Origin of the sequence: Microbacterium sp. ZKA21 (assembly GCF_050434165.1) — a bacterium.
Taxonomy (GTDB): domain Bacteria; phylum Actinomycetota; class Actinomycetes; order Actinomycetales; family Microbacteriaceae; genus Microbacterium.
In genome coordinates, this window is sequence record NZ_JBNPVV010000002.1 from 246,349 (window position 1) to 269,474 (window position 23,126).

The 23,126-nt window shown below is 69.7% G+C and carries 18 protein-coding genes; 7 read left to right on the plus strand and 11 right to left on the minus strand.

What is annotated here, in order from left to right; all coding sequences use genetic code 11:
- Positions 1-54: 54 nt before the first annotated feature.
- From M2317_RS05420 to M2317_RS05430, 3 genes are all read left to right on the plus strand, one after another.
- Complete coding sequence (locus M2317_RS05420; RefSeq protein ID WP_429458068.1) at positions 55-1,203, plus strand: ROK family transcriptional regulator; 1,149 nt, start codon at positions 55-57, stop codon at positions 1,201-1,203.
- Positions 1,200-2,132, plus strand: a complete 933-nt coding sequence (locus tag M2317_RS05425; protein WP_429458071.1) for a ChbG/HpnK family deacetylase — start codon at positions 1,200-1,202, stop codon at positions 2,130-2,132. The genes M2317_RS05420 and M2317_RS05425 overlap by 4 nt, the downstream gene beginning before the upstream one ends.
- 98 nt (positions 2,133-2,230) lie before the next feature.
- Positions 2,231-3,583, plus strand: a complete 1,353-nt coding sequence (locus M2317_RS05430) for an MFS transporter (protein ID WP_429458074.1) — start codon at positions 2,231-2,233, stop codon at positions 3,581-3,583.
- 107 nt (positions 3,584-3,690) lie between these two features.
- Here the strand turns inward: M2317_RS05430 and galE are convergent, their stop codons facing one another.
- From galE to galT, 3 genes are all read right to left on the minus strand, one after another.
- Positions 3,691-4,668, minus strand: coding sequence for a UDP-glucose 4-epimerase GalE (gene galE, locus M2317_RS05435; RefSeq protein ID WP_429458076.1), 978 nt, complete (start codon positions 4,666-4,668; stop codon positions 3,691-3,693).
- Positions 4,669-4,805: 137 nt separating this feature from the next.
- Positions 4,806-5,987, minus strand: a complete 1,182-nt coding sequence (gene galK, locus M2317_RS05440) for a galactokinase (protein ID WP_429458078.1) — start codon at positions 5,985-5,987, stop codon at positions 4,806-4,808.
- Between the two features lie 22 nt (positions 5,988-6,009).
- Positions 6,010-7,188: a galactose-1-phosphate uridylyltransferase gene (galT, locus tag M2317_RS05445; RefSeq protein ID WP_429458715.1), complete on the minus strand. Its 1,179-nt coding sequence runs from the start codon at positions 7,186-7,188 to the stop codon at positions 6,010-6,012.
- A gap of 66 nt (positions 7,189-7,254) precedes the next feature.
- On the opposite strand from galT, the gene M2317_RS05450 reads away from it, so the two are divergent.
- A complete protein-coding gene (locus tag M2317_RS05450) occupies positions 7,255-8,268 on the plus strand; it encodes a LacI family DNA-binding transcriptional regulator (protein ID WP_429458080.1) in 1,014 nt (337 codons plus the stop codon).
- Between the two features lie 113 nt (positions 8,269-8,381).
- Here the strand turns inward: M2317_RS05450 and M2317_RS05455 are convergent, their stop codons facing one another.
- From M2317_RS05455 to M2317_RS05490, 8 genes are all read right to left on the minus strand, one after another.
- Positions 8,382-10,655 (minus strand): beta-galactosidase, encoded by a 2,274-nt coding sequence (locus M2317_RS05455; protein ID WP_429458082.1) that lies wholly within the window; start codon positions 10,653-10,655, stop codon positions 8,382-8,384.
- A 97-nt stretch (positions 10,656-10,752) separates the two neighbouring features.
- Positions 10,753-12,039 carry an ABC transporter substrate-binding protein gene (locus tag M2317_RS05460; RefSeq protein WP_429458084.1) on the minus strand — a complete coding sequence of 429 codons (1,287 nt, stop codon included), beginning with the start codon at positions 12,037-12,039 and terminating at the stop codon, positions 10,753-10,755.
- A gap of 44 nt (positions 12,040-12,083) precedes the next feature.
- Positions 12,084-14,159 carry a beta-galactosidase gene (locus tag M2317_RS05465; protein ID WP_429458087.1) on the minus strand — a complete coding sequence of 692 codons (2,076 nt, stop codon included), beginning with the start codon at positions 14,157-14,159 and terminating at the stop codon, positions 12,084-12,086.
- Between the two features lie 32 nt (positions 14,160-14,191).
- The gene (locus M2317_RS05470) at positions 14,192-14,857 is read right to left on the minus strand and encodes a DUF624 domain-containing protein (protein WP_429458089.1); all 666 of its coding nucleotides are present in this window, start codon (positions 14,855-14,857) and stop codon (positions 14,192-14,194) included.
- Between the two features lie 3 nt (positions 14,858-14,860).
- Positions 14,861-15,796 carry a carbohydrate ABC transporter permease gene (locus M2317_RS05475; RefSeq protein ID WP_429458092.1) on the minus strand — a complete coding sequence of 312 codons (936 nt, stop codon included), beginning with the start codon at positions 15,794-15,796 and terminating at the stop codon, positions 14,861-14,863.
- The gene (locus M2317_RS05480; RefSeq protein WP_429458094.1) at positions 15,793-16,788 is read right to left on the minus strand and encodes a carbohydrate ABC transporter permease; all 996 of its coding nucleotides are present in this window, start codon (positions 16,786-16,788) and stop codon (positions 15,793-15,795) included. The genes M2317_RS05475 and M2317_RS05480 overlap by 4 nt, the downstream gene beginning before the upstream one ends.
- Positions 16,789-16,867: 79 nt before the next feature.
- Positions 16,868-18,163: an ABC transporter substrate-binding protein gene (locus M2317_RS05485; RefSeq protein ID WP_429458097.1), complete on the minus strand. Its 1,296-nt coding sequence runs from the start codon at positions 18,161-18,163 to the stop codon at positions 16,868-16,870.
- Positions 18,164-18,470: 307 nt separating this feature from the next.
- Positions 18,471-19,472, minus strand: coding sequence for a LacI family DNA-binding transcriptional regulator (locus M2317_RS05490; RefSeq protein WP_429458100.1), 1,002 nt, complete (start codon positions 19,470-19,472; stop codon positions 18,471-18,473).
- Between the two features lie 104 nt (positions 19,473-19,576).
- Here M2317_RS05490 and M2317_RS05495 point away from each other — a divergent pair, with 104 nt between their 5' ends.
- The 3 genes from M2317_RS05495 to M2317_RS05505 are packed head-to-tail and all read left to right on the plus strand — an operon-like array spanning position 19,577 to position 23,035.
- Positions 19,577-21,097: an alpha-N-arabinofuranosidase gene (locus M2317_RS05495; RefSeq protein ID WP_429458102.1), complete on the plus strand. Its 1,521-nt coding sequence runs from the start codon at positions 19,577-19,579 to the stop codon at positions 21,095-21,097.
- Positions 21,094-22,092: a glycoside hydrolase family 43 protein gene (locus M2317_RS05500; protein WP_429458105.1), complete on the plus strand. Its 999-nt coding sequence runs from the start codon at positions 21,094-21,096 to the stop codon at positions 22,090-22,092. The genes M2317_RS05495 and M2317_RS05500 overlap by 4 nt, the downstream gene beginning before the upstream one ends.
- The gene (locus M2317_RS05505; protein ID WP_429458108.1) at positions 22,085-23,035 is read left to right on the plus strand and encodes a glycoside hydrolase family 43 protein; all 951 of its coding nucleotides are present in this window, start codon (positions 22,085-22,087) and stop codon (positions 23,033-23,035) included. The genes M2317_RS05500 and M2317_RS05505 overlap by 8 nt, the downstream gene beginning before the upstream one ends.
- Positions 23,036-23,126: the final 91 nt, after the last annotated feature.

Sequence of the window (23,126 nt, forward strand, 5' to 3'; positions counted from 1 at the left end):
AGAAGTGTGACACTTCATGACATACTCATTCTTGACGAAGCACGGGGAAGCGCAGTGACACGACCTCCAGCCGGCCCGCAGACCCTGCTGCGAAGCCTGAACGCTCGAGCGATCCTGGAGGCGCTGGCACGACGCGGCCCCCTGACCCGTGCGGAGTTGATGGGCGAGACCGGGCTGTCGCGAACCGCTGTCACGCAGGTCCTACGGATGCTGGAGAACGGGGAAGCTGTGGCATCCGCTGGGGAGGACCGTGCGACACGCGGACCCGCGGCGGCCCGGGTCGCGCTGAACCCGAGCCTCGGGTGCGCGGCCGCTGTGCACATCGACCACCACTCGGCGAGCGTCGCGATCCTGGACCCGACAGGTCGCGTCCTCGCCGAGGGGAGCGGCCCATTCCCCACCGTCGGCGACCTGGCGGATCGGGTCGACGCGCTCACCGCGCTGCTGACCGGAGTTCTCGCCCCCGCCTCGGGTGCACTGCGCGTGGCCGTCGTCGGCGTGCCGGGCATCGTCAGTCGCGACGGCGCGATCCGAGACGACGTGGGCCCGGACGGCGGGGCGTTCCGCTCTGCGCTCGAGGCCCGACTGGGGTGCGACGTGCGCATCGAGAACGACGTCAATCTCGCGGCTCTCGCCGAGCTGGCAGGCACGGCGGCGACCGGGCACGACAGCTTCGCGCTGCTGACGATCGACGACGGTCTGGGCGCCGGCATCGTGATCGACGGGATGCTGCGGCGCGGTGCCACCGGCATCGCGGGGGAGGTCATGTATCTGCCGCAGCCGGGCCTCCCGGTCGGAGCACCCGTCCTGAACGAGGTGGTGGTCGCGGATCTCGCTCTGACGAACGGGCGCGATCCGGGCGAGCCGCTGCGGACGCACCTCGAGGCGGCGCTCGCCGGCGACTCCGCCGCGATCGAGATGATGGCCGAGCTCGCCGGCCGGCTCATCCTCGTCGCGGGGAGCATCACCCTCGTCCTCGACCCCTCGGCATTCGTGCTCGCCGGCGATGCCGCGCATCCCGCTTTCGTCGGGGCGGTGCGGCAAGCGGCGGACGAGGTCGCGCACCTGCTGCCGCTGACCTTCGTGGTCTCGTCGTTCGGTCGGGAGGCGACGCTGCTCGGAGCCGTCGGCGAAGCCACCTCCGTCCTGCAGGAGAAGATCTTCTCCGGCATCCTCACCCGCACAGACAGGACCCCGCGATGACGCCGCCTCCGTCGGACCTCACCGCTCGGCTCGGACTCGCCCCCGATGCCAGAGCGATCATCCTCAACGCCGACGACTTCGGCATGTGCCATGCCGCCAACGCCGCGATCACCGAGCTGCTGGACTCCGGACATCTCGATTCGGCCACCGTCATGGTGCCGTGCGCGTGGGCGCCGGAGGCGCTCGCGTTCGCGGCCGCGCGCACGGATCTCGACGTCGGTGTGCACCTCGTGCTCACGAGCGAATGGACCGACTACCGCTGGCGGCCGCTGACCGGCACGGCGACGTCGCTCGTCGATGAGGCAGGGTACTTCCCGGCGCTCGCGCGCTCGGTCGAAGAGCAGGCGGATGCCGGCGACGTCGCCGCCGAGCTCGCCGCACAGCTGCAGGCCGCGCTGGATGCCGGAGTGGACGTCACCCATCTCGACAACCACATGGGATCCGTCTACGGACTGGCGACAGGCCGCGACTTCCTCACCGAGACTCTGGGCCTCGCCGCCGAGCACGGGCTGCCGTTCCGCCTGCCGCGCTTCGTCGACGGGACCGACCTCGAGCCATCGTTCCAGGATGCCGCGACACGCGCTGCGGCCGGCGCGGACGCCCTCGGCGTGGTGATCCCCGACCGCACCTGGACGCATCCGTTCCCGCTGGCGAACGAGGGGACCGACGACGAGGAGACGTACGAACAGGTCCGCGACGGCTTCCTCGAGCTGCTGCGCACCGTGCCTGCCGGCGTCACCGAGATCTTCCTGCATCCCATGGTCGACGGCGACGAGCTGCGTGCGGCCGTCGACTTCAGTGCGGCGAAGCGCGGATTCGAGCGACGCCTGCTCACGGATCCGCTCGTGGCCGCTACGATCGCGGAAGAACGACTCGTGCGCGTCGGCTGGCGCGCGCTGAGAGACCTGCAGCGGGGCCGGCGGAGCTGAGCACGATCGCCGATCCGCCCGCAACGGCGGCCTGATCGTCGCCTTCGCCGGCGCGGTGGGTCTCGCCGACCGAGCATCCGATCGAGGGAGCACCCGCGATGAGCCTGATCACCCGCCTCCGTGATCGGCGACTCACCGGCGCGCCAGGGCGGGCGCAGACGATCGCGTTCGGCGCATCCGGATTCCCGACGCAGCTGATGGCGCAGACCTTCTCGGCCTTCGTCGTGTACTTCTACGTCGCGCATCTCGGGGTGCCAGCCGAGTGGGTCGCTGTGGCGATGATCGCCCACGGCATCCTCAACGCCCTGCTGAATCCGCTGGTCGGCGCCGTGTCCGACCGGATGCGCACCCCGTGGGGCCGTCGGGTCCCGTGGATCGGTCTGGGGATCGTGCCGTTGGTCGTGGCGTTCGCACTGGTCTGGATGCCTCCTTCGCTCCCCGCCGCCGGTCTGATCGTGTGGTTCCTCATCGTCGCGGCGGTGTACGACATCGCCTTCGTGGTGGTGGTGCTGAACATCTCGGCGCTGTTCCCGGAGATCTTCCGCACCACGAGCGAGCGCGCCAAGGGGAACGTTCCGCGGCAGATCTTCGCGATCGTCGGCATGGTGCTCGGCACTGCCGGTGCGCCGCTGCTGTACGACGCGATCGGGTGGCCGGGTATGGCCGTCGCGCTCGGGGCGGTCTGCCTGGTCATGCTGGCGTGGTCGTTCGCGGGCGGCATGATCGAGCGTCGCGGCGAGGCGCCGGATGCCGAGGCCGCGATGGCGTGGACGGACCAGATGCGGTACACGTTCGGCAACCGCGCGTTCGTGCCGTACGTGCTGGGATCGTTGTTCGTGCAGACGGCGATCGCGGTGATCCTCGCGGCGATCCCCTTCTACGTGCGGTACTCGCTGCACGCCGCCGAGGGCGAGGGCAGCATCCTGCTCGGGGCGATCTTCGTGACGGCGATCCCGGCGATCGTGCTGTGGAGCGCGGTGGTGCGCCGCACGACCCCGCGGACGGCGCTGCTCTGGGCCGTCGCCGTCTTCGGTCTCGCGGTGCTCGCTTACCTGCTGCCCGCGACCGTACTGGGGGCCGCGCTGGTCGGCATCGCCGTGGGAGTCGGAGTGGGCGGGCTGCTGCAGCTGCTCGAGGTCGTGCTGTCGCAGATCATCGATGCGGATGCCGAGCGCACCGGTCAGCGCCGCGAAGGCGTCTACTTCGGGGTGAACGGCTTCGTCGTCCGCGGCTCGGTCGTGCTGCAGGCGATCGTCGCCGCCTGGGTGCTGAACGCCTCGGGGTTCGATGCGTCGCTCGGCGATGCGCAGCCGGGCGCCGTCGACGGCGGCATCCGGATCATGCTGGCCGTGGTGCCGATGGCGTTCACGGCGCTGGCGTGGCTGTGCTTCTGGCTCTACCCGATCCGCACGCGCGATCTCGCGCCGGAAGCGGCTCTCCCCGTCCCCTGAGGTCCGGTCGCCCCGCCCCTCGCGAGACGTACTTCGTGTGGTGAGACGTGGCTGCACCGGCCAAGTCTCACGCTGCAGCGTACGTCTCGCGGATGCGGGGCGGCGGGTCAGCCGGCGTTGCGGCGGGCCTCCCAGCCGGTGCGCACCATCTCGTCGACGGTGTAGCGCATCTTCCAGTCCAGGTCGCGGGCCGCCAGGTCGCCTGCCGCGACGATCCGGTCGGGGTCGCCGGCGCGGCGCGGCCCGATCTCGGGGGTGAAGTCGACGCCCGTGACGCGGGCCACGGCATCCATGATCTGCTTGACGCTCAGTCCGTCGCCGGAGCCGAGGTTGTACGCGGGCTCGATCGGCTCGCCGCCGGCCAGGCGCTTCGCGGCGGCGACGTGGGCGGCGGCGATGTCGCCGACGTGCACGTAGTCGCGGACGTTGGTGCCGTCCTCGGTGGCGTAGTCGTCGCCGTTGATGCGCGGCGTCTTTCCGGCCAGCAGCGCCTCGAACACGATGGGGAACAGGTTGTGCGGGCTGACGTCGTACACGGTCGGATCGGCGGATCCGACGACGTTGAAGTAGCGCAGCGAGGTGTGACGCAGCGGCGTTTCGGATGCCGCGGTCGCCGTCGCCTGGTCGCGCAGCAGCCATTCGCCGATGAGCTTGGATTCGCCGTAGGGGCTGGCGGGTGCCTTCGCCGTGTCCTCGGTGACGAGGGCCACGTCGGGGGTGCCGTAGACCGCGGCGGAGGAGGAGAACACGATGTTCGAAACGCCCGCGGCCGCCATCGCCTCGAGGACGATGCGGGTGCCCTCGACGTTCTGCGCGTACGTGTGCAGCGGACGCTGGACCGAGACGCCGGCGTACTTGTAACCGGCGACGTGGATGACGCCCTCGGCGTCGTGGTCGCGCAGCGCCTGCTCCACGAGGTCGCGGTCGAGGATCGAGCCCTGGACGAACGGGACGCCCTCGGGCACGAAGGAGGCGACTCCGCTGGAGAGGTCATCGAGGATGACCGGCTGGAGCCCGGCATCCGCAAGGGCGCGGACGACGTGCGATCCGATGTAGCCGGCGCCGCCGGTGACGATCCAACTCATGGTGCTCCTTCCGCGGCGCGAGCGCGCCTCGTTCATTCTGCCAGGGTTCGTTGTGGGGGATCCCCCGGTTCGAGTCGCTCGAATGACCCTTCGCTGGGCCGATTGCGGGTCATTCGAGCGATTCGAACGCCCGGGGGTCAGGCGTCGCGACGCGCGCCGGCCGAGGGTGTGACGGTGAACAGCGCGGGCTCCTCGAAGCCCGCGGCGGCGAACGCGGCGGTGACGACCGCGGACACGGCGGCTTCGGCATCCGCTTCGATCAGCGCGATGGCCGCACCGCCGAAACCGCCACCGGTCATGCGGGCGCCGATGGCTCCGGCGGCCAGGGCCGCCTCGACGGCCGTGTCGAGCTCGGGCACCGAGATCTCGAAGTCATCGCGCATCGACACGTGCGAGGCGACGAGCAGGTCGCCGATCGCACGGGGGCCTTCGGCGCGCAGCACGGCGACGGTATCGAGCACGCGCTGGTTCTCGGTCACGATGTGGCGCACGCGGCGGAACGTCACATCATCCATGAGCTCGGCGGCGCGCGGCAGGTCGTCGACCGAGACATCGCGCAGCGACGGCACGCCCATGATCGCGGCGCCGCGTTCGCAGGATTCCCGACGCTCGCGGTAGCCGCCGGTCGAGTGGGCGTGCTTGACGCGCGTGTCGATCACGAGGATCGCGAGCCCGGAGTCGGCGACGGCCAGCGGCACCTGCCGCGCCTCGAGCGAGCGGCAGTCCAGGAAGATCGCGGTGTCGACGCCGCCGATCATGGTCGCCATCTGGTCCATGATCCCGGTCGGCGCACCCACGGCCTCGTTCTCGGCGCGGCGGCCGATCCGGGCGAGTGCGGTCTTGTCGAGGCCCGCGGACCACAGGTCGTTCAGAGCGGATGCCGCGGCACCCTCGATCGCGGCCGAGGACGACAGCCCGGCGCCGACGGGCACGTCGGAGGCGATCGCGATGTCGACGCCGGTGCCGATGACGCCGGCATCCTGCATCGCCCAGGCGACCCCGAGCGGGTACGCGGCCCACTCCGGGACGGCGGGCTCCGCGCCGGTGGGCGTCGGGAACAGCGTGTCGAGCTCGTCGAGGGCGACCTCGACCGGCTCGGCCGCGAAGGTCGAGGCGACGCGTACGCGGCCGCGATCGTCCTCACGCCGACCGACGGCGGCGACCGTGCGGTGGGGGATCGCGAACGGCAGGACGAAGCCCTCGTTGTAGTCGGTGTGCTCGCCGATGAGGTTGACGCGGCCCGGCGCCGACCAGACGCCGTCCGGCTCGTGGCCGGTCAGGGAGACGAAGAGCTCTCGGGCGGTGGATTCAGTGGTCATGGTGTCTCCGACGGAAGGAAGGTCAGGAAGCGGGGTCCGCGACGGAGGCGATCGCTTCGCGCAGTCGCTCGGCGGACTTCTCGGGCGGGATCTCGGCCGTCCATGCCCACATGGCCGATTCGCTGCCGGCGAGGAACTTGAGCTTGTCGGCGGCGCGGCGCGGGCTGGTCAGCTGCAGGTGCAGGCGCACGCTGTCGCGTCCGACGTGCACCGGCGCCTGATGCCAGGCGGCGATGTACGGCGTGGGCGTCTCGTAGAGCGCGTCGACACCGCGGAGCAGGCGCAGGTAGAGCGGGGCGAGCTCGTCGCGCTCGGCCTCGTTCGTCTCGGCGAAGTCGGCGACGTGCCGATGCGGCATGAGGTGCACCTCGAGCGGCCAACGGGCGGCGAAGGGCACGAACGCGGTCCAGTGCTCGCCCTGCAGCACGACGCGGTCGGAGTTCTGCTCCGACTCGAGAATGCGCGCGAACAGGTCGGGGGCGGTGCGGTCGATGCTGTCGAGCACCCGCGTCGTCCGAGGGGTGACGTACGGGTACGCGTAGATCTGGCCGTGCGGATGCGGGAGGGTCACGCCGATCGCCTCGCCGCGGTTCTCGAACGGGAAGACCTGCTCGATGCCGGGGATCTGCGACAGCGCTGCCGTGCGGTCCGCCCATGCCTCGATGACCGTGCGTGCACGGGTGACGGTCTGTGTGCCGAAGGACCCGGAGTGCTCCGGGCTGAAGCACACGACTTCGCAGCGGCCGACCGATGTGCGGGCGCGCTCGAGGCCGAGGGCGGCGAGATCATCCAGCCCACGCGGTGGGTTGGCTGCTACGGGCACGCCGCCGAACCCGTCGGGAAGGGCCGGGCCGAAAGCGGGGGAGCGGTTCTCGAACACGGCGACGTCGTAGCGCGACGGGATCTCGGACGGGTTCGTCGGCGTCTGCGGGGCGAGCGGGTCGGCGTCGGCGGACGGCATCATCACACGGTTCTGCCGGTTCGCGGCGACCGTGATCCAGTCTCCGGTGAGGACGTCGAGGCGCATGGATGCGGTCTCGGGGCGCGGGTCGAGGGCGCGGGCGTCGACCGAGCGCTCGGCATCGAGGGTCGTGCCGGGATCATCGAAGTAGATGAGCTCGCGGCCGTCGGCGAGGGTCGTGGCCCGCTTGACGACGCCGGCGGCGAGTTCGGTGTTTCGCAGCTCCGTGGATTCGTGCATGTTCACGTAAACACGGTAGCGCCTGGCCGATGGTAACGTCAACACGGAGGAGTCGAGAACGGGAGGATGCCAGTGACCGAGGCGAGAGAAGCACGCACGCGCGTGCCGTCCGGACGCGTGTCGATGGCGCAGGTCGCCGCCCTCGCCGGAGTATCCGGTCAGACCGTGTCCCGCGTCGTCAACGACAGCCCGCGCGTCGACCCGGCGACCCGGTCCCGCGTCGAGCAGGCGATGGCCGAGCTCGGCTACCGCCCGCATCCCGCCGCCAGGGCCCTGCGCACCGGACGTTCGCAGACGATCGGCCTCGTCGTGACGACTCTCGCGACCGTCGGAAACTCCCGGATGCTGCAGGCCACCGCCGAGGCGGCGGAAGAACGCGGGTACGCGCTCACGGTCGTGACGGCAGCCGGCGCCGACGGCGTGAGCCGCGCGTTCCATCGTCTCGAGGATCAGGGCGTGGACGGTGCGATCGTGCTGAACGAGGCCTCGGCGCAGGTCTCGGCATCCGATCGGCCGGCAGGGCTCCGACTCGTCGTGGTGGATGCCGCCGACGACACGGGTCTCCGGACGGTGCGCAGCGATCATGCCGGCGGAGCGGCGTCGGCCACGACGCGACTGCTCGAACTCGGCCACGCGCCCGTGCACCACCTTGCGGGACCGGCGGATTCGTTCGCCGCCGCCGAACGCGAACGCGGCTGGCGCGAGACGCTGCTCGCCGCCGGTATCGAGCCGCCCGCCGTGGTCCGCGGCGACTGGTCCGCCGGCTCGGGTCATGCGGCAGCCCGATCGCTCGGCACAGCGTCAGCGGTCTTCTGCGCGAACGACCAGATGGCGCTCGGGCTGCTGCGGGCGCTCGCCGACGCCGGACACCGCGTTCCGGAGGACGTCGCGGTGATCGGATTCGACGACGTTCCGGATGCCGCGAACTACCGTCCCCCGCTCACCACGATCCGGCAGGACTTCGCCGCCCTCGCCGATCGCGCCGTGGCGGCGCTGGTGGCGGAGATCGAGGGCGGTTCCGCCGACGGCGGCGTGATCGGGACGACGCTCGTCGAGCGGAAGAGCCACGCGCTCCGCTGAGGCGCGCGCGGCGCGTGTCAGGCATCGCCGGCCCGCCGAGAGGGCAGTTCCGCACGGTGTGCGTGCGCCGCACTGTGCGCAACTGCCCTTTCGGGGCGGGCGACTCGGCCCCGTCAGCCTCGGATCTCGCGCCACAGGGCACGCTGCGACAGCACGACCGAGTCGACAGCGCACAGGGCTCCGGATGCCGCGGCGAGCCGATCCGCAGCATCCGCCGGCAGATGCACGCCGCTGTCGCGGCGCAGCGGCAGCACATGCAGCTCGACGACCGACCCGGCACGGACGCCCGCATCGCGCAGGTTCACGACGAGAGCCGAACCGTCCCAGAACCGGTCGGTCGCGGTCCTGCCGTCCACCCGCAGCTGTGCGACATCACCGGCCCAGCGCACGATCAGCACGGCGTCGTCTTCCGTACCGGGAGGAACATCGAGCGCGTACACCGCCGCATGCGCGTCGAACACCGCATCCGACGGCGCGGCCTGCCGGCCGGCACGCGAGCCGTAGTCCCCCGACGGCGTCGACGGGTGCCGCACCACCCGGGACGGCACCGGCGCCTCCATCGGCGACCCGGAGACATGCCGCCACGACAGGTCGTGCCAGGCGCCTCCGGCGTACGCGCGGACCTCCGGCCGCGGCCGCGAGGTCCGCGCGGACACCGTTCCGTCGGCATCCCACGTGAGATCATCGTCCGACACGAGCAGCCGGCGCACATCGGACGCGCCATCTGGGGTGACCTCGTCATCCGACACGAGCAGCTGGCGCGCACCTGATTCGACGACCCAGGTGCGCGCGGCATCCGCTGCCGGCAGCACCAGCACGTCGATCCCGCCGATGCGCAGAGCCGGGCCGCCGGGCGACGCGCCCCGGACGACCCCGTCGTGCGTGATCTCGACGGGGATTCCGGCATCCTCGACCAGGACGAGCGTCGGTACGTCGCCCGGCAGCACGGTCAGGGCGGATGCCGTGGCCCACGTGATCCCGGTCCCGGCGACGTCGAGCGCCAGCGGCCAGCGGGCGAGCGTACCTGCGGGGATGTCGACCGGAGTGCTCGGGAAGACGAGGGTCTCCGCGCCGAGCTCGACCTCGAACTGCGCGCCGGTGAACGTCGACAACGGCACGTGCGGTTGATGCCAGCCGATGAACGCGAAGCCGCCCCGGACGGCCCAGCGCAGCGTCTCGGCATCCTCCACGCCGGACGGCCGCACTCGCGGGAAGTGGGCGACGGCCGGCGCGACCCGGTCGCCGAACGCCGCGGCGAACGCGTGCTGCAGGCGCAGCGGGGCGTGGCTCGGAGCCGCGCGGCCCGCCTCGCCGATCGGTGCGTGGAAGTCGTAGCTCATCCGCGTCATGTCGTTCGGATAGCCGGTCGCCTGCGTCTCCTCGAGCCCTTCCGCAGGGTTCGTCCCGCCGGCGTACATGTAGTACCCCTGCCAGGCCGAGCCGCTGCCGAGCTTGACGTGCGCGATCGCGGCGACGTCGAGAGCACCGGGCCGAGGGCGGCGGTGGTAGGCGGTCGCCATGCCTCCGGCCAGTTCGCACGTCGCGGCCGGGAACCACTCCGACAGCGTCGACCGCTGCGATGCCTCCACGCCGCGGACGTCGACGCCGATGCCCGGGTCATCCCAGTCGTCGGAGAAGAAGTAGTGCGCGCGGAACGTCGGATCCCACGGCTGATCCGCATCCACCCAGAACCCGTCGCCGTAGCCGCCCCATAGCGGAAGCACCTCCTCCGCCGGCAGCTGCGCGCCGCCCCACGCGGTCGCCGTCCACAGCGGCGCGGACAGGCCGGCCTCGCGGGCCAGGCGCTTGAGCGTCAGCAGATGCCCCGGCTGGTCGTAGAGCTCGTTGTCGAGCTGGATGCCGAGCAGCCCGGAGGGCGTCGCGCGACCGCCCAGGGCCGCTCCGAGCCGCCCGAACCATTCCGTGACGAGCGCGAGGTACGCCGGATCATCGGTGCGGTGGCGCACCTCGGCATCCTGCACCCAATCCGGGAAGCCGCCGTTTCGGGCTTCGCCGTGCGCCCACGGACCGATGCGCAGCGCGGCCTCGAGACCCTCGGCGCGGGCGGCGTCGACGAAGGCCGCGACGTCGAGGTTCCCCTCGAAGGATGCCTCGCCGCGCACCGGCTCGTGGTGCAGCCACAGCACGTACGTCGACACGACCGTGATTCCGCCCGCTCGCATGAGCCGCAGTCGTTCCGTCCACCGCTCGCGCGGGACGCGGCTGTAGTGCAGCTCACCCGAGACGGGCAGCCACGGCATCCCGTCGCGCAGCAGCGCACGGCTCGTGAGGGCGAGGCCAGGGCGATGGTCGACGTCGTTCGCCATGCGGGGGCGGCGCTCGGTACGGGCGGGGCTGGTCGCATCGAGACGCAGCAGGGAAGTCATGCGGGCTCCTGACAGGGGAAGGACGGCGAAAGGGCAGCAGCGCACGGTCGCGTGCAGCGACACTGTGCACTACTGCCCTCTCGATACGGGGTCGGGCTCAGCTGCCCAGGATCACGTCCGCTTCGGCGAAGAACTGCGTCACCGCGTCATCGATCGAGACGGCACCGAGACCGATCGACTTGCCGAGGTCCCAGAAGGTCTGCTCGAGCGAGCCGAAGCCGACGACGGGGACGGGCGGTGCGTCGCCGATGCGGTCGGACGACGCCTCGATGTAGTCCGCGACCTGCTTGTCAGCGCCCTCCAGGGCCGTGCCCTCGAGCTTCGACGACGACGCAGGGAACCCGAGCGTCGTGCCGAAGATCTCACCGGCCGCCTCGCTGTTCACGACGAAGTCCAGGAAGATCGCGGCGGCCTCGGGGTGCTCGGTGTTCTCCGCGATCGCGACCTGGAGGCCAGCCTGCCGGTAGAGGTCCTTCGAGCCCTCCTTCGCGGTGGGCGGCGCGATCATCGAGATCGATGCAGCACCGGAGTCGGCGAGGTAGCCGCCGAGGAAGTTGCTCCAGCTCATCTCGCTCGCGGTGATGCCGGCGCCGAAGCCGGACTTCGGCGAGAGCTCCTCGAGCTTCTGCTGCGGCACGGTCACGCCGTCGCGGATCGTGTCGCCCGACTCCCAGAACTCGCGCAGGTCGTCCTCGGTGAAGCCCAGCTTCCCGTCGTCGGTGAACAGGTTCCCGCCGTTCGCGCGCAGCTGCAGCTCGAACAGCTGGATGCGCTGCGTGTAGTCGGTGCCTCCGTAGACGGCGCCGCCGGTGGCCTCGGTGACCGATGCCATCCACTCGTCGAACTCGTCGAACGAGGTTCCGGGCTCCGGTGCCTCGACGCCTGCCGTGGCCAGCAGGTCGTCGTTGACGAAGTTCGCCCACAGGCTGTAGCCCGTCGGCAGGGAGTACTGCACGTCGTCCAGTGCACCCGTGCCGAGCAGCGCGTCGTCGAACGTCGACATGTCGATGTAGTCCGACACCTCGGCGAGGTCGAGCAGGTTGCCCGATTCGCCGTACTGGCGCAGGTAACTGTCCGAGAACTGGAACACATCGGGCAGGCCGCCGCCGGCGGCCTCGGTCTGACGTTTCTCCCAGAAGCTCGGGAAGTCCGTGAACGACACGTTCACCGTGATGTTCGGGTACTCCTCGTTGAACGCCTCGATCAGGTCGTTGTACCGGGTCGCGCGGTCGTCGTTGCCCCAGAACGCGTAGTTGATCGTGACCTTCTCGTCCGGGTCGTACTCCTTCGCTGATCCGGAGTCGCCGCTGCCGCAGCCGGCGAGGACGAGAACTGCGCCGGTCGCCAGCGCGGCGGCGGCGAGAAGACGGCGGGGTGTGGGCATGGTGTTCTCCTGGGTCAGCGGTTGGTGGGTCGGCGTGGGTGGGTTCAGCGGTTGGTGGCGCCGGCGAACGACTCAGCACGTGCGGAGAGCGCCTCGACCGGCGAGAGGATGAAGGCGACGCCCTGCGGCTCCAGCGGCACCTGTGCGACGGCGGCGCCGGTCTCGGCATCCGTTCCGCTGACGGCGACGAGCGCCGGGTCATCGCCGTGGTTGATGAGCGTCACGAGGTCGCCGCGCCTGGCCGCCTCGACGCCGGTCGGCAGGTCGCCCACCACCGGACGGACCCCGGATGCCGAGACGAGCGCCTCCACGACGGCGGCCAGCGCGTCGTGATCGGGCTGGGTGGCCACGTACCAGGCCTCCCCGGCGCCGAAGCGGTTGCGGGTGATCGCGGCGGATCCCGCCTGCAGCCCGGTCGTGAAGGCGGCGAGGATCGTCGCACCGGTCGCGTGCACGCTCTCGGCGACGAGTCGACCCGAGTACGACGCGCCGTCGAACGAGAACGACGCCGTGCCCCTGGCGGCGGCCGCCCTTGCGGCCTGCGTCGCGTCGGCGCTCAGCGCACCGACGCCGCTGCCGCCGCTGGATTCGCCGGCGAGTGCGCCGAAGTCCTCGTACCGGAGCCCCACCACGTCGCCCAGCAGCGTCAGGAACCCGCCGGTGCGGAACTGGTCGTGCTCGTCGACGATGTCGGTGAACGGGCCGGTGACGAGCGTCCCGCCGTCCTCGACGAAGCGGGCGATCGCGGATGCTCCTTCTTCACGCAGCAGATACAGCACGGGGGCGACGACGAGGTCGTAGCCGGTTCCGGCATCCTCCGGCGCGATGATGTCGACCTGGATGCCGCGGTCGTGGAACGCGCCGTACCATTCCAGCGTCAGCGCGAGATAGTCGATCTCGGTCGGGTGGTCGCGTTCCTCGACGGCCCACCAGTTCTCCCAGTCGAACACCAGCGCGACCTGCGCATCGCGGCCGGGAGCCGGCAGGTCGCCGAGGGCTGCGAGGCGCGCGCCCAGCTCGGTGACGGCGCCCCAGGTGCGCGTGGAGGTGCCGGCGTGCGGCAGCATCGCGGAGTGGAACTTCTCGCTGCCTGCGCGGGACTGTCGCCACTGGAAGAACATGATCCCGTCGGCACCGCGGGCGATCGACTGCGCGGTTTCGGCCATCAGCACGCCGGGGCGCTTGCCGGGGTTCCCGGGGCGCCAGTTCACGGCATCCGTCGCCTGCTCCCACAGCATCCACGGCACGCCGGGCTTGAGCGACCGGATGAGGTCGCGCTGGAACGCGGCATCCCTGATCCGATGCGGATTGGCGGGGTCGGGGTAGCAGTCGTCCGCGATGACGTCCATGTGCGGGGCCCAGCGGCGGTAGTCGGCCGGCTTGAACGGACCCATGAAGTTCGTCGTGATCGGCTGGGTGGCGCCGGCCGCGAGCAGGATCTCGCGTTCGGCGAGGTAGCACTCCAGCAGCATGTCGCTCGTGAACCGGCGCCAGTCCAGCATGGACGACGGGTTGTGACTGTACGGCGCCAGACGCGGGGGGAAGATCTCGTGGAACGCGCCGTACGTCTGCGACCAGAAGCTCGTGCCCCATGCGGCGTTGAGCGCGTCGATCGTGCCGTAGCGCTTCGTCAGCCAGTCGCGGTATGCGTCGCGCGCGGCATCCGAGAAATCCATCCAGAGATGGCAACCGAACTCGTTGCCGACGTGCCACATCACCACGGCCGGATGCTGCGCGTAGCGTTCGGCCAGACGTCGGACGAGCTCGCCGGCGAGCCGCCGGTACGTCGGAGAGGACGGTGCGAAGTGCTGCCGGCTGCCCGGCCAGTAGGACGCGCCGCTCTCATCGACCGGCAGGGTCTCGGGGTACGTCGCGCTCACCCACGGGGGAGGGGATGCCGTGGCCGTCGCCAGGTTCACCTGGATGCCGCCCGCGTGCAGCTTGTCGATCACGGTGTCGAGCCACGCGAAGTCCCAGACGTCCTCGGCCGGCTGGATGCGGGACCAGGCGAAGATGCCGAGGCTGACGATGTTGACGCCGGCCTCCTGCATGAGGCGGACGTCCTCGTCCCACACCTCCTCCGGCCACTGGTCGGGGTTGTAGTCGGCTCCGTACAGCACGTCGAGCAGCTCCAGGTTCTTGCGGGATGGCGTCAGGCCTGGCGGCGCTGACGGGCGGGGACGGCGACGGCGGCGAAGGCGGCGCAGCCGAGGCCGGCGAGGATGAGGGGGGTGAGCATCCAGGTCACGATGCCGACGAGGATGGTGGCGGTGGCGAGGTAGGCGGTGCCGATCGGGTCGGTGCGGGCGTTGTGGAGGGCGGTGCTGATGGCGGTGCGCCATCCGGTTTCGGGGTTCCACGCGCTGGCGGTCATGAGCAGGACGGTTGCACCGATGACGAGTCCGGCCCATCCGACGAGGGCGATGATCTGTCCGCCGGGGAGTGCCCCGGATCCGGCGACCGTGATGTCGATGATGAGCACGACCGCGAGGACGGCGGTGGCGGTGCCGACGACGAGTCCGCCGGGGAGCAGTGATTGTCGCCAGTCCTGCCAGAAGGTGCGCGTGTGGGATTCTTCGGCGGCGACGTAGCGGCGGAGGTGCCGGATGCCGGCGGCGATGGCTGCGGGGAGGGTGATGACCGGGAGGGCGGCGATCGTGATCAGCAGTCCGGTGTAGAGCACTTCGCCGAACAGGGCGAACACGCCTTTCGCTCCGGGGTAGCGGGCCGGGGCGCGGTCGTCGAGGGTGGGGCCTGCGCCTGAGGCGTCGGCGCGTCGTGCGGCGCGGAGTCGTCTGCGGTCCGTGGTGTGCGGCACGGGTCAGCCTTTCAGGCCCTGGGTGGCGACGCCGTCGACGAGGAAGCGCTGGAAGACGAGGAAGAACGCCAGGACCGGGATGAGGGCGACGAAGGATGCGGTGACGGTCGCGCCGTAGTCGCTGGAGGAGGTCTGGTCGTTGTACAGGCGCAGCGCGATCGGCAGCGGGTAGTTCTCCGGGCTGGTGAGGTAGAGCAGGGGTCCGAGGAAGTCGTTCCACGCCCAGATGAACGCGAAGATCGCGCAGGTGATGAGGGCGGGTTTGATGAGGGGGAGGATGATGGCCCAGAAGATGCGGATGTGGCCGGCGCCGTCGATGCGGGCCGCTTCGTCCATGTCGCGGGGCATCTGCCGCATGAACTGGACGAGCAGGAACACGAAGAACGCTTCGGTGGCGAGGAACTTCGGCAGCAGCAGCGGCCAGAACGTGTCGACGAGGTCGAGCTCGTTGAAGATGATGTACTGCGGGATGATCACGACGTGGAACGGCAGCAGCAGGGTGCCGATCATCGCGGCGAACAGGATGCCGAGGCCCTTGAACTGGATGCGGGCGAAGGCGTAGGCGGCGAGGGCGCTGGAGAGCACGGTGCCGATCACGGCGCCGGCGGCGAGGATGAACGAGTTCAGGAAGAACCGCCACATCGGCACTCCGGCGATGCCCTCCATGACCTTGGCGTAGTTGTCGACGGTGGGGTTGTTGGGGAGCAGGCCCATGTTGGAGCCGAACTCGCTGTTCGGCTTGAACGTCGCGAACAGCAGCCACACGAGCGGGTACAGGACGATCGCGGTCACCACGATCAGCACGACGAACCAGATGACCGTCTGCCAGGTCCTGCGCTTGATCGGACGGCGGGCCGGGGCCTTGGGAGCCGTCTGCTGCTGGGCGAAGACCGGGGTCGTCGCGGAGGGCGATGTCGGGGTGGTGTTCGAAATGCTCATCGGTTGTCTCCGGCGTAGTGGACCCAGGAACGCTGGGTGCGGAAGAGGATGAAGGCGATGATCGCGACGACGATCAGCAGCACCCAGGCGATCGCGGCGGCGTAGCCCATCTGGCCGTCGGAGAAGCCGCGCTTGTACAGGTACAGGGTGATGAAGTTCGTCATGCCGGCGGGGCCGCCGGAGCCGTTGGAGATGATGTACGCCGACGCGAATACCTGGAACGCGCCGATCAGGCCCAGCAGCAGGTTGAAGAAGATCACCGGCGACAGCATCGGAATGGTCACGGCGCGGAACCGGTGCCAGGGACCGGCACCATCCATCTCGGCCGCCTCGTAGAGCTCCTTCGGGATCTGCTTCAACCCGGCGAGGAAGATCACCATCGTGGACCCGAACTGCCAGACAGCGAGGAGGATCATCGCGGGCAGCACGAGGTTCGGGTTTCCGATCCAGCCACCCAGATCGATACCGAAGAACGACAGCGAGTTATCGACCGGGCCGTCGTTGGCGAACATCGCCCGCCACACGATCGCCACGGACACCGACCCGCCGATCAGGGAGGGGGCGTAGAACGCGGACCGGAAGAACCCGGCGCCCTTGTCGCGGTAGTTCAGCAGCATCGCGACCGCGAGAGCCGCAGCCAGGGTGATCGGGGTGCCCACGAGCACGTAGATCAACGTGATCTGCGCGGACTGCATGAACGCCGGGTCCGTGGTGAACATCCGCACGTAGTTGTCGAACCCGATCCACTTCGGCGGGGCGAAGATGTTGTAACTCGTGAACGACAGGTACAGCGAATACGCCATCGGGATCAACGTCAACCCGAAGAACCCCACCAGCCACGGGATCAGGAACCCGTACCCCGCGACCGTCTCCCGCATCGCCCGCCGGCGCAGGCCCGGCCGATCGCCGTGCTCGGGCCGGCTGCGACGGAACAGAGACCGACTCGACGGCTTCTCGCCGGTCACGATGACACGGGTGGCTGTAGTGCTCACGGGATACTCCGATACGGGAACGAGTTCAGGGTGTGTGGGAAGTCCCGGGGCAGGCGCTCGGCCCGCCCCGGAACATGCATCACTGGTTGAGGACGACATCCATCTCGGCGAAGAACTGCGTGACAGCCTCGTCCACCGTGATCGTGCCGAAGTTCAGCTCGGTGCCGAGCTGGCGGAACTTCTCCTCCAGCGTGCCGTAGCCGACGATCGGCACCGGCGGCGCGTCGCCGAGGCGGTCGGCGATCGACTCCTCGTAGTCCTTCACCTGCTGGCTGATCGGGTCGAGCTCGGCTGCCTCGAGTGCCGTCTCGGATGCCGGCAGACCGCGGTTGGTGCCGAAGATCTCACCGGACTGGGGCGAGTTCACGAGGAAGTTCACCAGGGTCGCTGCGGCCTCGGGGTGCTCGGTGTTCGCGGCGATCGTGTGCAGCATCGACGGCTTGAGGTACAGATCCTTCGTGCCCTCCTCCGTCACCGGCGGGGCGATGAGATTGAGCTCGGTGTAGCCCTCGCCGAGGCCCGCCAGGTAGCCGGAACCGAAGTTGTCCCACGTCAGCTCGCTCGCCGTGAGGGCGCTGTCGAAGCCGCCCTTCGGGAGGACCTCTTCGACGCGCTGCTGCGGAATGCCGATGCCGTTGCGGATCGACTGACCGGACTCCCAGAACTCCGCGAGGCGGTCCTCGTCGAAGCCGGCTTCGCCGTCCTCGCTGAACAGGTTCTCGCCCTCGGAGCGCAGCTGCAGCTCGAAGTTCTGGATGCGGCCGGTGTAGTCGCCGCCGCCCCAGAACGCGCCGCCTGAGGCGTCGGTGACCTCGCCCATCCAGTCCGTGTAGTCCTCCCACGAGCCGCCCGCGAAGTTCTCGACGCCCGCGGTCTCGAGCAGGACGGGGTTGGTGAACAGCCCCCATGCGTTGGTCGACGTCGCGATGCCTGTGGTCTTGCCATCGACGACGCCGATGTCGAGGATGTTCTGCGGCAGCGGGTCGGTCTCGATGATGCTGCCCAGGTACGGTTCGAGGTCGAGCAGCAGGCCGTTCTGCGAGTACTGGCGCAGGTAGGAGTAGTCGAACTGCATGACGTCGGGGAGGTTCTTGCCCGCCGCCTCGGTCTGGCGCTTCTCCCAGAACGCCGGGAAGTCCAGGAACGAGGAGTTGACCTTGATGTTGGGGTATTCCTCGTTGAACGCGGCGATCGCCTCGTTGTACAGCTCGGCCCGGACGTCGTTGCCCCAGAACGCGAGGTCGAGGGTGACCTTCTCGTCGGGGTCGTAGGTCGCTCCGGCCTCAGGCTCGCTGCTGCTCGAGCAGCCGGCCAGGACGATGGCCGCAGTGGTGGCGAACGCGCCGACCGCGAGCACACGCTTCTTGTTGAACATCTTTGTCCTCTCTGTGAACGCCTCTGTTCGGACCACGGAACCTCGGCGTCGCGGGTGGGTCTTGCATGCGCCCCTTGGTGCAGGAAAGCGCTTACCGACAAAGTAGCTCAGATAAAAACGTTTCGCAAGCCTCGATCGTATAACGGTATTCAACGTTGTAGAACGAGTTCGAAGCGGCCCCTGTGCGGCTCCGGGTCACGAGATCCCGGATTTCGCGGTCGGGCGTTGACGTTCGTGACCCGGGGTCGAAAAGTGCGGGGGCGAGGGTGCGGTGCGGGGCCGAGAGCGCGATGGGCGGATGCCGCGGTCACGCCGTCGAGGCGCGGGCGCGCAGTTCGAACGGCGTCACGAACTCCCGAGCCTCGGCAGGTGCCGTGCCGCGGATCCGCTCCAGCAGGAACATCACGGCCGTCCGTGCGGTGACCTCGTGCGCGGGGGAGACCGAGCTCAGCCGCGGGGTGACGAACTCGCTCTCCGGCAGGTCGTCGAACCCGATCACCCGCACGTCCTCCGGCACGCGGATGCCGGCATCCGCGAAGCCCCGCAGCGCACCGATCGCGACGCCATCGGTCGGGCAGAACACGCCGTCGACCCGGGTGCCGGACGCGGCTACCCGCTGTGCGGCCCGGTACCCCTCCGCCATCGTGAAGTCCGTGACGTCGAAGAACAGTCGAGGGTCCGGAGCGATCCCGGCATCCCGCAGCGCGTGCTGATAGCCCTCGAGCCGGAGATCGCGCACGGAATCCGACAGGGCGAACCGCACGTCGAAGATCGCGATGTTCCGCGACCCCTGTGCGATCAGGTGCGCTGTCGCGGCGTACGAACCGTCCACGTTCGGCATGGCGATGTGATCGAGGGGGCCGTCGAAGATGCCCTCGCCGAGCAGGACCACCGGATAGTCGACGCGCAGCAGGCCCTTGTCCTCGGGCCCCAGGCCGACGGTCGAGAGCAGCAGTCCGTCGTGCATGCGGTTCTGCGAGAGCGTCATGGCCTCGAGCTCGCGTTCGCGCACGGCATCCGTGTGCTCGATCTCGACCCGGTAGCCCTCCTCACCGGCGATCGTGGCGACGAGGGCGGCGAGACGCGCGAAGTAGTGATCGCCGATGTTGGGCACCGCGAGGCCGAGCGTTCCGGTGCGTCCGGTGCGGAGATTCCGGGCGGCGGCGTTGACCCGGTAGTCGAGCTCTTCGACGGCGTCCAGGACCTTCTGCCGCGTCGATTCGCGCACGTGCGGGTGGCCGTTGAGGACGTTGGACACGGTCATGGGCGAGACGCCGGCGGCCTTGGCCACGTCCTGGATCGTCGTCATCCGCCCATCCTTCCGCTCCTCTTGCCCGCTCACGAATTGTATCGCTACAATTCCGGACGGGACCACCGACGATCCCGCAACCGACCACTCCTCGGAGAGACATCATGCCCAGCACCCGTGTCGTCATCGACCTCGACCTTCCCGGCGCGACGATCAGCCGCCACGTCTACGGACACTTCGCCGAGCACCTCGGCCGCTGCATCTACGGCGGCTTCTTCGTCGGCGAGGATTCGGACATCCCGAACGAGGGCGGCATCCGCCTCGACGTGGTCGAGGCGCTGCGCGAGCTGAACATCCCGAACCTGCGCTGGCCGGGCGGATGCTTCGCCGACGACTACCACTGGCGCGACGGCATCGGCCCGCGCGACGAGCGCCCCCGCATGGTCAACTCGCACTGGGGCGACGTCGTGGAGGACAACTCCTTCGGCACGCACGAGTTCATGCAGCTGTGCGAGATGCTCGGTGCCGACGCGTACGTCAACGGCAACGTGGGCTCGGGCACGGTGCGCGAGATGAGCGAGTGGATCGAGTACCTCACCCGCGCCGACGACTCCCCGATGGCGTCGCTGCGCCGTGAGAACGGCCGGGACGAGCCGTGGAAGGTGCCGTTCTTCGGCATCGGCAACGAGGCCTGGGGATGCGGCGGCAACATGCGCGCCGAGGCGTACGCCGACCTCGCCCGCCAGTACGCGACCTACGTCCGCAACCACGGCGACAACACCGTCTACCGGATCGCTGCCGGCGCGAACTCCGACGACTACGCCTGGACCGATGAGCTCATGAAGGCGCTCGGATGCCTGGGCTGCGACGGCCAGGGGTCCTCGCCGTACCAGGCTCTGTCGCTGCATTACTACACGATGAGCGGCTCGTGGGAGGCCAAGGGCTCGGCGACCGAGTTCGACGAGGACGAGTGGTACCTCACGCTGTCGCGCGCCTACCGCATCGAAGAGCTGCTGACGCGGCATTCGACGGTCATGGATCGCCACGACCCCCGGCGGCGCGTCGGCCTCGTCCTCGACGAGTGGGGCACCTGGTGGGATGTCGAACCGGGCACCAATCCCGGATTCCTGTACCAGCAGAACACCCTCCGAGACGCGCTCGTCGCGAGTGTGCACTTCGACGCGTTCCACCGTCACGCCGACCGCCTCGTGATGGCGAACATCGCGCAGACCGTCAACGTGCTGCAGGCGATGCTGCTCACCGACCCGGAGACGGGGGCTCTCGTGAAGACGCCGACGTTCCACGTGTTCGCGATGAACACGCCGCACCACGACGCGCAGGCGCTCGCCGCGCACGTCGTCGACGGCGAGACGCGCACCGAGGACGGCCGCGAGCTGCCGCTGCTGTCGGCCTCGGCATCCACCAAGGACGGCGCCGCCCTCGTGTCGCTGTCGAACCTGGACGCCGGTCAGGCGCGCACGGTCGTGCTCGACCTGCGCGGTGCCGAGATCGCAGGCTTCAGCGCCCAGGTGCTGACGGCTGCGTCCACGGCCGACCACAACACCCCGGAGAACCCGGATGCCGTGGCCCCGGCATCCCACGACGGCATCCGTCGCCACGAGCGCGGACTCGAGGTCGATCTGCCGGCGCACTCGTACGTCACCGTCACGCTGGAGCTTGCATGACCGATACCGCCTACCTCTTCGTCTACTTCACCGGCGAGACCGGTGCGGATGACGAGGCGATCCGCTTCGCCGTGACCGCCGGCGACGACCCGCTCGCGGACTGGATCGAACTCGGCGACGGGCAGCCGCTGCTGCGTTCGACGCTGGGCGAGCGCGGTCTTCGGGATCCGCACCTGATCCGGCATCCGCATGAGGACCGCTGGTTCCTCATCGCGACGGATCTGCGCATCCAAGGGCGGTCCGACGGGTTCGCGGCGGCCCAGCAGACCGGTTCGCGCGACATCATGGTGTGGGAATCGGCGGATCTGGTGACGTGGTCCGAGCAGCGGCGGCTCACGCTCGCACCGCCGGAGGCGGGCAACGCCTGGGCGCCCGAGGCGGTGTGGGATGCCGAGCGCGAGGAGTTCTTCGTCTTCTGGGCATCCGCTCTGTACCCGGCGGATGCCGCGCCCGTCGACCGCCGCATCGAGGATTCGTATCAGCGGATGTTCTACACGACGACCAGCGATTTCGTGACGGTCGGCGAACCTCGGGTGTGGATCGACGAGCCGCGGGGACCCGGCCGCGGCTTCATCGATTCGACGATCATCCGTGACGGCGGCTCGTACTACCGCTTCACCAAGGACGAGGCGACCATGCTGCCCGTGCTCGATCGCAGCAGGGACCTGCACGCGCTCGAATGGGAGCGCATCGCCGAGCGGATCGGTCACGGCCAGCCCAACCCGTGGGGTGGAACGTTCACCGAGGGCGAGGGGCCGACGGCGTTCCGCTCCGGCCGTGACGGGTACTGGTACCTCTTCATCGACCAGCCCAGCTACCACGGCGGTGCCGGGTATCTCGCGTTCCGCATCACGGATCTGGATGCCGGGGTGCTCGAATCCGTGCCGGCGTCGCTGCCGCGGAGCCCGCGTCACGGCACGGTCGTTCCGGTCACGGCGGCGGACCGCGACCGTCTCCTCGCCGCGTACGCGCCGGAGGTGCTGGCGCATGTCTGACGGGTACCTGCTCGTCCACTTCGTCGAGGATCACTCCGGGCACGGCGAGAAGATCTTCTTCTCGCTCAGCGATCGCGACGACCCGCTGCGGTGGACGAGGGCGAACGGCGGCGAGGCCGTGCTGGAATCCGCGTTCGGCACGACCGGTGTGCGCGATCCGTATCTGGTGCGCGGGCCGGAGGAGGCCTTCATCATCGCCACCGATCTGCGGGTCTGGACCGGCGCTGAGCACGATTGGGACGGCTGGACCCGCCACGGCAGCCGCTCGCTGGTGATCTGGCGCTCGACCGATCTCGTGACCTGGTCCGAGCCCTGGCTGGTCGAGGTCGCGCCCCCGACGGCCGGGATGGCCTGGGCCCCGGAGGCGATGCGCGACGCGGCGACCGGCGACTATCTCGTGTACTGGTCGAGCACGCTGTACGACGAGGCGGATGCCGAGCATGCCGGCGAGTCGTATCCACGCATCATGGCGGCGCGGACCCGGGACTTCCGCTCGTTCGGCGAGCCGTTCGTGCTCGCGGACTTCGGGCCAGGACACGGCGTGATCGATCTCACGATGGTCGTGCACGAAGGGCGGACGCACCGATTCCTGAAGTCGACGGACGAGCGGCTGCTGTTCCACGAGGTCGGGTCATCGCCTGCAGCCTCGGATTTCACGATGGTCGCATCCCGCATCGCCGACGACCTGTACGAGCACGTCGAGGCGCCGCTGATCTTCTTCGACGCGGACGCCGGATGCTGGTACCTCTGGGTCGATCAGTACTCGGACTGGCCGCAGGGCTACATCGCGCTGCGGACGACGGATCTGTCGTCGGGGGAGTGGCGCCCCGTACCCCGCGAGGAGTTCTCGTTGCCGGAGAACACGAAGCACGGCGTGGTCGTCCCGCTGCGCGAAGGCGAGTGGGACCGGCTGGCGGCCGCCTTCGGCCCCATCGTTCGTTGAGCGAGGACGACGGAGCCGACCGAGTCGAAACGGGGTGAGCGCTGTTCGGCGTGGACCGCGTTTCGTCTCGCTGCGCCCGCTCGACGAGCGA

What these genes read in the sequence shown, in the direction of transcription:
- M2317_RS05425 (WP_429458071.1), top strand. Translation starts at nt 1,200, where the DNA reads ATGACGCCGCCTCCGTCGGACCTCACCGCTCGGCTCGGACTCGCCCCC.
- M2317_RS05430 (WP_429458074.1), top strand. Translation starts at nt 2,231, where the DNA reads ATGAGCCTGATCACCCGCCTCCGTGATCGGCGACTCACCGGCGCGCCA.
- galE (WP_429458076.1), bottom strand. Translation starts at nt 4,668, where the DNA reads ATGAGTTGGATCGTCACCGGCGGCGCCGGCTACATCGGATCGCACGTC.
- galK (WP_429458078.1), bottom strand. Translation starts at nt 5,987, where the DNA reads ATGACCACTGAATCCACCGCCCGAGAGCTCTTCGTCTCCCTGACCGGC.
- galT (WP_429458715.1), bottom strand. Translation starts at nt 7,188, where the DNA reads ATGCACGAATCCACGGAGCTGCGAAACACCGAACTCGCCGCCGGCGTC.
- M2317_RS05450 (WP_429458080.1), top strand. Translation starts at nt 7,255, where the DNA reads ATGCCAGTGACCGAGGCGAGAGAAGCACGCACGCGCGTGCCGTCCGGA.
- M2317_RS05455 (WP_429458082.1), bottom strand. Translation starts at nt 10,655, where the DNA reads ATGACTTCCCTGCTGCGTCTCGATGCGACCAGCCCCGCCCGTACCGAG.
- M2317_RS05460 (WP_429458084.1), bottom strand. Translation starts at nt 12,039, where the DNA reads ATGCCCACACCCCGCCGTCTTCTCGCCGCCGCCGCGCTGGCGACCGGC.
- M2317_RS05475 (WP_429458092.1), bottom strand. Translation starts at nt 15,796, where the DNA reads ATGAGCATTTCGAACACCACCCCGACATCGCCCTCCGCGACGACCCCG.
- M2317_RS05485 (WP_429458097.1), bottom strand. Translation starts at nt 18,163, where the DNA reads ATGTTCAACAAGAAGCGTGTGCTCGCGGTCGGCGCGTTCGCCACCACT.
- M2317_RS05490 (WP_429458100.1), bottom strand. Translation starts at nt 19,472, where the DNA reads ATGACGACGATCCAGGACGTGGCCAAGGCCGCCGGCGTCTCGCCCATG.
- M2317_RS05495 (WP_429458102.1), top strand. Translation starts at nt 19,577, where the DNA reads ATGCCCAGCACCCGTGTCGTCATCGACCTCGACCTTCCCGGCGCGACG.
- M2317_RS05500 (WP_429458105.1), top strand. Translation starts at nt 21,094, where the DNA reads ATGACCGATACCGCCTACCTCTTCGTCTACTTCACCGGCGAGACCGGT.
- M2317_RS05505 (WP_429458108.1), top strand. Translation starts at nt 22,085, where the DNA reads ATGTCTGACGGGTACCTGCTCGTCCACTTCGTCGAGGATCACTCCGGG.